The following is a 12,189-nucleotide window of genomic DNA, read 5'->3' as shown; positions in this document are numbered from 1 at the left end:
AAGGCGATCATATGCATGACATTCAAAAACACCTTGTCATCATTGGCGGTGGCATCACTGGTTTGGCCGCCGCTTTCTATTTGGAAAAAGAAGTCCAAGAAAAAGGATTTCCTATCCAAATATCTCTTATTGAAGCGAGTCCTAGGCTAGGTGGGAAAATTCAAACACTATATAAAGACGGCTATATTATTGAACGCGGACCAGATTCTTTTCTAGAAAGAAAAGTCAGTGGACCGCAGTTGGCGAAGGATGTCGGTCTGTCCGATCAGCTTGTCAATAATGAGACAGGGCAAGCGTATGTTCTAGTGAATGAAACGCTTCATCCAATGCCAAAAGGTGCTGTCATGGGAATTCCAACCCAAATTAGCCCTTTTATCACAACAGGTCTATTTTCAGTAGCAGGAAAAGCCAGAGCTGCTATGGATTTTGTTCTGCCAAAGAGCAAACAGACAGAAGACCAGTCGCTTGGTGAATTTTTTAGAAGGCGTGTGGGAGATGAAGTGGTCGAGAATTTAATTGAACCGCTCCTATCAGGTATATATGCAGGTGATATTGACCGTCTAAGTTTAATGTCGACATTCCCACAATTCTATGAAACAGAACAAAAGCACCGCAGCTTGATTTTAGGAATGAAAAAGTCTCAACATCATGCGAAAGCGAAACAAGTGACAGCGAAAAAGCAAGGTCAGTTCCAAACCATTAATCAAGGGTTACAGACGCTTGTTGAAGCAGTAGAAAGCAAGCTAAAGCGTACGACTATTTATAAAGGAACAAAAGTCACGCATATTGAAAAAACGAGCGGGGGTTATCATATTCAATTAGACAGCGGTCAAACGCTCTATGCGGATTCAGCCATTGTGACAACTCCGCACAAATCCATCTACTCCATGTTTCCTAAAGAAGCTGGGCTTCAGTACTTGCATGACATGACGTCTACTTCTGTAGCCACTGTTGCATTAGGCTTTAAAGAAGAGGATGTTCATAATGAATATCATGGAACAGGTTTTGTGATTTCAAGAAATAGTGATTTTTCTATTACAGCATGTACATGGACGAATAAAAAATGGCCGCATACAGCTCCTAAAGGAAAAACGTTATTGCGTGCGTATGTAGGGAAAGCAGGCGACGAATCCATTGTCGAGCAGTCAGACAGTCAAATCGTTAGCATTGTGCTGGAAGATTTAAAGAAAATCATGGATATTAAAGCTGACCCTGAACTCACAACGGTGACGCGATGGAAGACAAGTATGCCGCAATATCACGTTGGGCACCAACAGCAGATTTCGAATATGCGTGAAACGTTTAAGCAATCATATCCTGGTATTTATATCACAGGTGCTGCTTTTGAAGGAGTTGGGATTCCTGATTGTATTGATCAAGGAAAAGCCGCCATCACAGAAGCCGTATCTTACTTATTTTCATAATTAGTTAATCTCCCTTTTCGATGATTGGAAAGGGAGATTTTTGATGTTCGTATGTTTAGAAAAAAGAGGTGAATAATAAATGTGATCTAATAGTTGCATTTTAGGAAAGGATCATGGTATATTACTTTCTGTACTTAATGACCAAAACGTTCAAATAGTCATTTTGGGAGTGAGATCATGAGTGTTGACAGGAGACAAATGATTTTAGATGGGGCAACCAAAGCTTTTACTCAGTTTGGTTATAAAGCGACAACGATGGATCTTGTGGCAAAGCTTGCAAACGTCGGAAAAGGAACCATTTATACCTTTTTTAAAAACAAAGAAGAGCTGTTCGATGAAATTTTCACATCCCTCTTAAAGGAGATGAGAAGAATTGCTGATGAGGCAATAGATGAGAACAATAGCTTCTCTGAAAATCTTCACTTAGCGCTCTTTGCAATATTGGAATTTCGAAAAAACCACCAGCTCACAATTAAAATCTTTCAGGAAAATGCAGAGATCGGCACGTCAGCAGTCAAGGAAATGATTGAGAAAATGGAGCAAATGATCATTCGCTACATTAAAACAAAAGTAAAAGAAGCGTTAGAAAAAGGCGACATTAAGCCTTGTGATCCTGAGTTGACTGCATTTGTGATGGTGAAATTATATATTGCACTTATTTTTGATTGGGAAAAAAGATATGAACCTTTATCGAAAGAAAAGGTAGCTGAATCCTTAGAGCTTTTTGTACTAAAGGGACTTTCTGCCACAACATAATTTTTTGAGTTCAAATGACTATATTGTAAATTTAGTCATTCATCTAGGGAGGAAAACAGCAATGAATTTAATTCGGAATCAATGGAAAGACATTGTGACGAGTAAAAAGCTACTGATCCCGATTTTAGCTGTACTATTTATTCCACTGATCTACAGTGGTGTATTTCTAAAGGCATACTGGGATCCATATGGGGCAGTTGATCAATTACCTGTAGCAGTGGTCAATTTGGATGAGGGAAGTCATTATGATGGCAAAACGTTACAGGTTGGTGACGATTTAGTCAAAGAATTAAAGAAAAATGATAACTTCAAATGGCATTTTGTTGATAGTGAAGAAAAGGCGATCAAGGGATTAAATAACGAGGATTATTATCTCATCGTAGAAATACCAAAAGATTTTTCAAAAAATGCGAGTACCGTTTTAGACAAACATCCCAAAAAATCGAATTTAAAATACTATACGAATCCGGGTGCGAACTATGCCGCATCACAAATTGCGAATAATGCCATTATCAAATTAAAAGATTCGGTTTCAAAGGAAGTTACAGAAAATTATGCGGAGGTCATCTTTGATAACTTCAAAACAATTGCTAAAGGATTAGATCAAGCAAGCGATGGTGCGAAAAAAATTGATGACGGGACAAAAAGTGCAAAAAATGGAAGTGAAAAATTAAAAGACAATCTAGCGAAATTAGCCGAGGGAACTTTAACATATAGTGAAGGTGTTCATCAGTTCGCAGGAAAATTGGGCGAATTAAATACTGGCATACAATCTCTTGATAGTGGGCTTGGTCAACTCTTAACGGGTTATCAAACCATTGATAATAAATTCGGAGAGCTTGGCGCTGGAATCGATACATTGACCAAAGGACTCAACACAAGTCTTGAAGGGCATCAGCAGCTTGCGTCCAAAATGCCACAATTCACAGCAGGCATTGAGCAATTAAACAATAAGGCCCAGTCATTCTCAGAGAAGATAGAAGCAGTGGAAAATGTATTGTCTTCACCAGAATTAGCGAATCTTGAAAAGATGGCACCAAAACTCGATCAGGTCAAAAAAGATGCCAAAACATTCAATACAAAGCTCGCCTATTTAAATGAAGCACTGTCTAATCGTGATGCAAAAGTAAAAAGCATTATTCAAAACAGTTCCATGACAGATGAAGAGAAAAAAGCAGCAATGGAGCAGCTTGATAGTCTGCCTAAAATCGAACTGTCTGACTTGTCTGGACTTCAGCAAAGCTTAACGGCCTTGCAGCAACTCCCTGATGCAAGTGAAATTCAGTCTGCCGTTGCTTCAGCAAAAGCACAATTACAGCAAGTAAAGCAGTTGCCTGAGAAAACGGAACAGCTTTACACTTCGACAGTTGCGATACAAGATGCGATTGATCAAATGACAGCTGGTACGAATAAGCTGTATCAAGGTGCATTAACACTTCAAACAGGTCAAGGTAAATTACAAGAAGGTTTGCAGACTGCAAACAGTAAGTTTCAGACGGCGAAAAGTGGTGCAGATAAGCTTGCAAGTGGTTCAAGTCAACTTAGCGCAGCATTAAATAAACTAGAAAGTGGTTCAGCTAGTATTCAAAACAACACATCTAAGCTTGCTGAAGGCTCAAAATCGCTTGATAAAGGGTTGGGAGACTTAAAGAGTGGTACTGGCAAGCTGTCCGATAAATTGAAAAGTGCAGCAGATGAAACGGGAGACATTGATGCAGATCAGAATAATTATGATATGATTGCCAACCCAGTCAAAACAGAAAACGATACAGCGAAAAAGATTGATAATTACGGAACAGGGCTTACACCGTATATTTTATCAATGGGACTATTTGTAGGTGCATTAATGCTCACAGTGGTGTTCCCAATGAAAGAGCCTTCTGGACGCCCTAAAAATGCATTTGAATGGTTTGCCAGCAAATATAGTGTACTCTTGCTTGTTGGCATTTTGCAGGCAGTGATTGCAAGCTCCATGCTCATCTTTGGACTTGGTCTTGAGGTTGAGAGCCTCTGGCGCTTCTATCTCTTTGCAATCATCGTCAGCCTGACTTTCCTAGCGATTATTCAGCTTCTTGCGACAACAATGGGGAACCCTGGACGCTTTATCGCCGTCATTATATTGGTTCTTCAGCTCGCAGCAAGTGCTGGAACATTCCCAGTAGAGTTAGTACCAAAATTTTTTCAAATCATTCATAATTTGCTTCCGATGACGTACACGATTAATGGGTTTAGAACGATCATCGCAAGCGGCGATTATAGCTATCTGTGGCATCAAGCAGTGATTCTTGGAACAGTTGCTGTGATCATGATGGCGGCAACAACCGCATACTTTGCTTGGAATGTACGAAAAATGAAACAGGACGAAGCTTAATCAATAATCCTTGCTCTTTCATAGAGAAAGGGGATCAGACCGTAGACAAACCCCCACCTTTACTTGAAGTAAAAGTGGGGTTTTCACTTGTTTTGATAAAATATATAAGTTGTCTTACGCTTGACATGGTCTTTTCTATGTCCGTTTTTCCATTTTACGGCATCAAAAGTAAGCATCGCCTGCATTGAAACTTTATAAATGATGAAAAAAGTTCCTGTTGTTTGGGATTCAATATGTGATAAAAGATTTGCCGTTTCTCTTAAGTTGAATGGGTATCCTTTAGAAATTGTTCTCGTCTGTCAAATCCTCGGTAGGCAAAGCAATTACAAGCTCAACATTTAATATATCATCCGAATGAAAATCGCTTGCCATGTCAGCCAAGGATATTTTCATTAGATTATTATATTGATTACTTTCAAATCTCATAATATCAATTAAATATTGACCATCCATTTGTTCATATAAAATCTGCCCCCAAACATAATCTCTTTCATCAAATGACAAAGTACTAATATCCAATTTATTTTAGAAATGTGTTTCTTGTCCGGCATCTTATTTCAGTGCAAATTGAGAAGGGAAATCCTTAACGCTTTTTTTGTAAATATTTTGGTTCTTTTTTTCTAAGTCTAATGAAAAAATAGTCTATGCTGCCATTTAAATCTCCCCTAAATTTATTAATAATATGTGAAAACGCAGAAAGGTCTGTCTTTAAGCGTCTTTCTGTAATTAAATTCATTTGTTTTCAATTGCATGTTTCTGGAATGACGATTTGATAGGCGTTTACGTTTCTGTTTATAAACAAAAAAACACCTTCTTCTTTGAGGATATTTCTTTTCTAATTGGGGTTTCGCCAACATTTCAGAATTTTGTATGCCAAGCAAATTCAAACATAAAAAAGTCGAATTCCCTGTTCGTTAAGGAACCGACTCTTTTATTTGACTTCTTCAAGTAAAGCGCCCTCAAATGTAAGTATAATTCTTCACAATATACAATTAAGATCAATTCAGATTGTTGACCTTTTAAAACTCTTTTTTTTCAACCAAGAACAAATCCAACAAATGCCCCTATCAGCACCCTAGGGAATTGCAAGTTTATTAATAAAATTATAAAATATTAGTCAAAAAAGCACAGATTTGGACTTTTTTATGTTAATACCATTCTCCTTTTGCGATTAAAAATACTTTACCTCCTACAAGGATTTGAATGGAATTTTGGTAGTTTTTAGCTTGTATATTTAAAATAGACGGTCTTCCCATTTGGAATCCTTGTTCAACTCTGCACACTACATTTTTACTTTCAAAGAAGTTATGTGCGATAAGGTATCCAGCAAGATTTCCGTTTGCACTTCCAGTCGCAGGATCTTCTCGGAATCCTGTGTCATCTAAAAATACTCTTACATTTAAATCATTTTCTTTTAGTTTGGTTTCAGGAGTAAAAACAAGGATATTTGCTTTTATTACGTTATCAATGAAATTTTGATAATGATTATGATGGATCTTGCAACGATTTACAGCATCCAATGAACAACGAGGAACAATTACTGCTGGTAATCCAGCTGATACAATTTGAATTGGAAAACGGGTATCGATATCTTCATTTGTTATCTGTAATATTTTGGTGAAAATATCTTGAGCAGATATCATCGTTCCGAATTCGGGTGGGTTTTGCTTCATTATAAATTGTTCACCATCAATATTTACAGTTATTTGTCCTACTTTAAGGTTTAGAATTATTTGTTTACTTTCATTGTTTTCTAAAACTTTCTGAATGATAAATGCTGTTCCTAATGTTGGATGACCAGCAAAAGGAACTTCTACATCAGGAGTAAATATTCGAACATCGTATCCTCCGTTGTCTTGTTTGCCATATAAAATAAATGTAGTTTCATTAAAGTTTATCTCTCTTGCAATCTTTTGCATTTCTTCAGTAGATATAGTTCTCGATGGAATAAGTACAGCTAATTGGTTACCTTGATATTTTTCTTCTGCGAAGACATCAACAATATAAAAATCCATAAATATTACAACTCCTAATTTTAAAAGAGAAGAAGGATAATAATCAGTAGGAACGTCTTGAATTGTATATAGAATAGCATTTTCCACAATGTTTATGCTCTAGCCGAGAAGGGGGAGAAACACACATTTCCTTTTTCCCCATTCTATCCATTACCTTGATTACTATTCAGGTAAATTTCATCCTCATACAAATTCATTACTTGCAACATTTCATATTGATTAATTTGAAAACCAATACCAAAATCAGCTTGATTTTTTAAAACGCCCTTTTCAATCTGCTCAATCGTTTGAAGTAAAATGTAGTCCTGTACTAACCTTCTTTATTTCCAATCTTTCTACATTCATATAACTTTACGCCTTTTTGTCCTTTTTTAATTTCCTCTCCATCAATTGCGCCATTTGATGAGAATTTAAATCCCTTTCTTCATAGAGTTTGTTAACGATGTTATAATAGTCCTCTTCATTCCGATTTTGACTTAGTTTATTGGCAGCTTGCATTTCTTCTACTTTAATCTTAAATCCAATAATACCTTTTAGTTGTTTTTCTAATAACTGAGGAGAAAGCTTATCCCATAAAACTGGATTCTTACGGTGTTTTTCGTATTTTTGTAGCAACATTGTCAGATCCTGTTTTAAATCTTCTTTGTCCAAAATACTGGCTATACCATATACATGTACAGCTTGATAGTTCCATGTCGGAACATTTTCCTCTTTATACCAAGAAGAAGAGATATAAGCATGTGGTCCTTGGAACATAACCAATACCTCTTTATTGGTTTTGAATGTTCTCCTTTGAGGGTTTCCATAAGCCATATGCCCCGTTATATAGTAAGTGTCCCCTTCTTTAATTAACTGCAATGGCAAATGGGTGGCAATTGGTCTCCCTTGTTCTGTTGTAACAATCGTGCCAAAAGAGTTTTTTTGAATAAAATCCAAAATTTCATCAACATTTTTGCCTTTAAAATATTTTGGAATATACATAGTAATCCACCTTTTTTAAAAATTAGATGAGTGTTTTGGTCATTATAAAGTCCATTTGTTCTTCATCACCCATATAAAAAGAGTGAGCTCCAGTTTGAACAAACCCCATTTTCTTATAAAAAGCAATAGCATTTTCATTTTTTTCCCATACGCCTAGCCATATTATCTTTTTATTACGTTCCATCGCAACTTCCAAAGCTTTATTTAGCAGATATTTACCAAGCCCATGTTTTTGAAACTTGTTCCTAATATAAATCCTCTCAATTTCAAGTGATTCATTGCCCATTTCTTCAGACTGGGCATTATCAGTGTTGATCTTCAAATATCCAGCGACTTCATTATTAAAATAAACAAAAAAGAATTGCGAAGAAGGGTTGGTTAATTCTTTTTTTAATTGTTTTAAGTTAAATGCTCTTTCCAAATAGGCATTCATATTTTCAGGTGAATTTTGATGCTTAAATGTCTCATGAAACGTTTCATGACTAATTTCTTGAAGTTCATGTGAATCTTCAAGAGTACACTTTTTTATATGTATAATCATTTAAAAAAATCGCTCCTTCACATAATCTAATAATTTCTTTTGTTTCCTTTTTTCACAAATTCCCAGTCTTCTTCTACATTTTTTCTTATTCTTTGAAGAAAATTGAAAATGGTTTCTGCTTCTTTCTCGGAAAATCCCTTTAATGCCATAATATTGGAATAATCATTTTCTCTTTTTATAAAAGGATAAACGTTTACCCCTTTCTCCGTTGGAAAAAGTTTTTTAATTTTTTTGTTATGTGCATCTTCCTTCTTTTCAATAAAGCCATTCATTTCAAGTTTTTTTATAGCACGGGCTGCTGTTGTTCGATCTATTTTTATCATCTCGGCTAACTTTTCTTGAATGATTCCTGGATTTTCACATATTCGCACAAGGTACAAATACTGACCTTTTGTAAGTTCATATTCTTTAAACTCTATATTACTTATAGAATCTAATGCCCTTGCTATCATTCCAATTTCACGAAGAATTTCTTTCATAATGATTCCCCTTAGCGTATATTTTGTTGTAAATACAACAAAATTGTGTATGTATTCATTTTAACTTAAGTTTGTTGCATTTGCAACATAAAAACAGAGATAGAGGGGGCAAGGCTGATCGATGTGTACAAACTTCTAACAGGTGAGATTTTTTCATATGTATTTAGATTTTTCGCATATGTTTCTTTAAGATAACCAAGGCAATGGAAGCCCAAAATCCATAAAAAAAGCCCGTCGCCAATAAAAACCATCTATATGCCATGTTATAGTAAATTTCTTTTTCAAGCTGTCTTTCTGAACGAAACATCATTTTGAATAAAATGAGTGGATCAAGAGAAAGGACGACTTTTTAATCTCACTATAATATGGTTTTACGTTGTCTATGATAAATGAAAAATCAAATTATACGAAGCAGGTGATCCTCTTCGACCGATTGATCCAGTAATACAAATTCGGGGCTTCGTGCTGAGAAGAGCTTCTAGTGTGGAACATGACAGGCTTTACTTTATTATAAAATGAGGAGGGGCTGTCGAGATTTTCTCGACAACCTGAAGCTTGCAGACTTTGTCTACAAGCTGATCCTTTCTGAAAGCAAGTTGGACATGTGGAACCCGAAGCGATATATTTTAAGAAGAGATGCTTGGAAAAGGCATTGATTGATGAATCGTTTCAGACGAAGGAGGAAGTACCTTATGACAACTGAATTAAATGAGACCATCCAGCTAATTCAAAAACTCGTTTCGATCCCAAGCCCTTCAGGAAATACAGAAAAAGTGATCGGTTTTGTCGAACGCTTTTTACATGATTTAAATATTGAGACGAAACGAAATCGAAAAGGCGGATTGATTGCAACGATTAAAGGAAATGATGATCAACAACACCGTATGCTGACCGCACATGTTGATACACTCGGGGCTATGGTGAAAGAAATTAAATCGAATGGCCGAATTCGTCTTGCATTAATTGGAGGCTTTCAATATAACTCGATTGAAGGTGAATATTGTGAGGTTGAAACAGTGTCAGGTCGTACATATCGCGGCACCATTCTCATGCATCAAACCTCTGTTCACGTATACGAGGATGCAGGAAAGGCAAAACGGAACCAAGAGAATATGGAGATTCGTCTCGATGAAAAGGTGCAAAGTGCAAACGAAGTGAAAGCTCTTGGTATTCAAGTAGGGGACTTTATCTCATTTAATCCGAGATTTGAAGTGACATCCTCTGGGTTTATTAAATCAAGACATCTAGATGACAAGGCAAGCGTGGCTTTACTGTTGCGATTGATGCATCGGATTCAAAAAGAGAACATCATTTTACCACACACGACTCATTTCTTGATTTCGAATAATGAAGAAATTGGATACGGTGGAAACTCGAATATCCCTGAAGAAACTGTTGAATACTTAGCGGTCGATATGGGGGCAATTGGAGACGGTCAATCAACAGATGAATACAGTGTATCTATTTGTGTAAAGGATTCAAGTGGCCCTTATCATTACGGATTACGCAAACATTTAGCAAAATTAGCAGAAGAAAACAAAATTGATTATCGTCTTGATATATACCCTTATTATGGTTCTGATGCGTCAGCAGCCATAAGAGCAGGGCATGACATCATTCATGGGCTCATTGGTCCCGGCATCGATTCCTCTCATGCTTTTGAAAGAACACATGAAGATTCGCTCACCCATACAGCAAATCTACTTTATCATTATGTACAATCCGCATTAATCACAGTATAAAAAAGAACCCCAGCATATGGGGTTCTTGTTGATTAAATTGAAAGCTGAGTTGGTTCAGGAGTATCTTGTCCAGTCATGACACGATGTCCTTTTTCAGAATCATATTGCCCTTCCCATTTAGACATCACGACAGCTGCAAGTGCATTTCCTGTTAAGTTGACAACTGTGCGGGCCATGTCCATGATACGGTCAACCCCAGCAATAAAGGCAAGTCCTTCAGCAGGAACACCAATCGTTCCTAATGTCGCTAGCAACACAACAAAGGAAGTACCAGGAACAGCGGCCATTCCCTTTGATGTGACCATGAGCACTAAAACAAGCGTTAACTGCTGTACGATCGTAAGGTCAATGCCATATACTTGCGCGAGGAAAAGCGCAGCAATGGCTTGATACAAGACGGAACCGTCCAGATTAAATGTATAGCCTATTGGGATGACGAAAGATACAATTCCTTTTGGACAACCGATACGCTCCATTTTATCCATCACTCTTGGTAAAACGGTTTCGGAACTGGATGTACTAAAGGCAAGAAGCATTTCATCTTTCATGTAAGCGAGAAATCTGAAGATATTGACGCCAATCATCTTTCCGATGATTCCGAATACAACGATAAGGAAGAAGATAAGCGCAAAATAAACAAGACCTACAAGCTTACCAAGAGAAATAAGTGATCCAAGACCAAACTTTGAGACTGTTACACCAATGAGCGCAAAAACACCAAATGGGGCGGCTTTCATCACGATATTTACGACATGGAACATGGCGTGTGATACACCTTCAAAGAAGGCTAATACCGGTTTGCCTCGTTCCCCGACGGCGGAAACCCCAAGTCCAAATAGCACAGTGAAGAAAATAATAGCAAGCAAATCACCTTCCGCCAGTGACTGGAAGAAGTTCGTTGGAACGATATGAAGGAACGTATCAGCAAAAGATTTGTTGCTTTGCTCTTTTTCTGTCTCAACGTATTGACTAATATCTTGTTTTTCAGCATGACCAAAGTCAACGCCCGCTCCGGGTTGAACAAAGTTAGCGAGTACAAGACCAAGGATAATCGCAAACGTTGTGATGATTTCAAAGTAAAGAATGGTTCTAAAGCCAAGCTTTCCTACTTTTTTACCATCACCTGCACCTGCAACACCTAAAATTAAGCTAGAAACAACAATCGGTATGACGATCATCTTAATGAGTCTTAAGAAGAAGTCACCAATAGGTTTTAAGAATGTCTCAACACCTGGATTACCGAAAAAGATCGCACCAACAACGACACCGAGAATAAGACCGATTAGGATTTGAGTAGCTAATCCAAATTTTAATTTTTTCATAGATTTCCTCCCTGACATATTCATTAAAGGAATATTCCCATCATACTTAAGTTTTAGTATATGAATTAAAGTATAACTAAATCTAAAGAGGTTCGTCCACGATTAAATTTTATTAAGAAAATACAAAATTATTTGAAAAAATGAATATTTCGAATCCCCTCTATTCACTTAAGTCAATAAAAAATGACTTTAGACCTAAAAGTCACCCTATGAAAATACTAAAAAACCCTTCTGTATCAAGGAATTTACCTTTTTACCTATTTTTCAGAAAAAATAAAAAGCACTTTTGACTCCAACTGTAGAAGGAGGAAAAAAGTGCTTTTTTATTCAATTTGCTTCCTTATTTAAGATAACTTACTTGTGAGCATTCCTCACATTCATTACCATAACACTCGTGCTGTTCCATTAATTCATTTCCACATTTTGTGCATTTCTTCGAGGGCAAATTTCTAAAAAACTCAGTGATTTTTCCTAGCATTTGTCATCCTCCAATACTTTTTGTTGTTATCATTGTATTATAACAGATTGATTATTGTCAATCTGTTTTGTAACAAAGGG

General features: G+C 36.6%; 11 protein-coding genes and 1 pseudogene. 4 read left to right on the top strand and 8 right to left on the bottom strand.

The window, feature by feature from the left end; translation table 11 throughout:
- Positions 1-11: 11 nt before the first annotated feature.
- The 3 genes from hemY (at position 12) to ABVJ71_RS06805 (ending at position 4,551) form a co-directional block, all read left to right on the top strand.
- Positions 12-1,424 (top strand): protoporphyrinogen oxidase, encoded by a 1,413-nt coding sequence (hemY, locus tag ABVJ71_RS06815; protein ID WP_353856212.1) that lies wholly within the window; start codon positions 12-14, stop codon positions 1,422-1,424.
- 177 nt (positions 1,425-1,601) lie between these two features.
- The gene (locus ABVJ71_RS06810) at positions 1,602-2,180 is read left to right on the top strand and encodes a TetR/AcrR family transcriptional regulator (protein WP_353856211.1); all 579 of its coding nucleotides are present in this window, start codon (positions 1,602-1,604) and stop codon (positions 2,178-2,180) included.
- Positions 2,181-2,241: 61 nt separating this feature from the next.
- Entirely contained in the window at positions 2,242-4,551 is a 2,310-nt protein-coding gene (locus ABVJ71_RS06805; RefSeq protein ID WP_353856210.1) for a YhgE/Pip domain-containing protein, read from the top strand.
- A gap of 279 nt (positions 4,552-4,830) precedes the next feature.
- On the opposite strand, the gene ABVJ71_RS06800 is transcribed toward ABVJ71_RS06805, so the two are convergent.
- The 6 genes and pseudogenes from ABVJ71_RS06800 to ABVJ71_RS06775 form a co-directional block, all read right to left on the bottom strand.
- Complete coding sequence (locus ABVJ71_RS06800) at positions 4,831-5,055, bottom strand: hypothetical protein (protein ID WP_353856209.1); 225 nt, start codon at positions 5,053-5,055, stop codon at positions 4,831-4,833.
- A gap of 644 nt (positions 5,056-5,699) precedes the next feature.
- Complete coding sequence (locus ABVJ71_RS06795; protein WP_353856593.1) at positions 5,700-6,566, bottom strand: PhzF family phenazine biosynthesis protein; 867 nt, start codon at positions 6,564-6,566, stop codon at positions 5,700-5,702.
- 351 nt (positions 6,567-6,917) lie between these two features.
- Positions 6,918-7,547 carry an FMN-binding negative transcriptional regulator gene (locus tag ABVJ71_RS06790; RefSeq protein WP_353856208.1) on the bottom strand — a complete coding sequence of 210 codons (630 nt, stop codon included), beginning with the start codon at positions 7,545-7,547 and terminating at the stop codon, positions 6,918-6,920.
- A gap of 22 nt (positions 7,548-7,569) precedes the next feature.
- A complete protein-coding gene (locus ABVJ71_RS06785; RefSeq protein WP_353856207.1) occupies positions 7,570-8,088 on the bottom strand; it encodes a GNAT family N-acetyltransferase in 519 nt (172 codons plus the stop codon).
- Between the two features lie 26 nt (positions 8,089-8,114).
- The gene (locus ABVJ71_RS06780) at positions 8,115-8,567 is read right to left on the bottom strand and encodes a MarR family winged helix-turn-helix transcriptional regulator (RefSeq protein WP_353856206.1); all 453 of its coding nucleotides are present in this window, start codon (positions 8,565-8,567) and stop codon (positions 8,115-8,117) included.
- Positions 8,568-8,808: 241 nt separating this feature from the next.
- Positions 8,809-9,059: pseudogene (locus ABVJ71_RS06775) on the bottom strand (IS5/IS1182 family transposase); the annotation flags it as partial.
- A gap of 200 nt (positions 9,060-9,259) precedes the next feature.
- Here ABVJ71_RS06775 and ABVJ71_RS06770 point away from each other — a divergent pair.
- Positions 9,260-10,309 (top strand): M42 family metallopeptidase, encoded by a 1,050-nt coding sequence (locus tag ABVJ71_RS06770; RefSeq protein WP_353856205.1) that lies wholly within the window; start codon positions 9,260-9,262, stop codon positions 10,307-10,309.
- A 32-nt stretch (positions 10,310-10,341) separates the two neighbouring features.
- Here the strand turns inward: ABVJ71_RS06770 and ABVJ71_RS06765 are convergent, their stop codons facing one another.
- Positions 10,342-11,631, bottom strand: coding sequence for a cation:dicarboxylase symporter family transporter (locus ABVJ71_RS06765; RefSeq protein ID WP_353856204.1), 1,290 nt, complete (start codon positions 11,629-11,631; stop codon positions 10,342-10,344).
- Between the two features lie 340 nt (positions 11,632-11,971).
- Entirely contained in the window at positions 11,972-12,109 is a 138-nt protein-coding gene (gene yhfH, locus ABVJ71_RS06760; protein ID WP_077233730.1) for a protein YhfH, read from the bottom strand.
- Between the last annotated feature and the right edge of the window lie 80 nt (positions 12,110-12,189).

Origin of the sequence: Bacillus sp. Bos-x628 (genome assembly GCF_040500475.1) — a bacterium.
In the GTDB taxonomy this organism is placed as follows: Bacteria; Bacillota; Bacilli; order Bacillales; family Bacillaceae; genus Bacillus; species Bacillus maqinnsis.
This window is presented reverse-complemented; position numbering and strand designations above follow the sequence as displayed.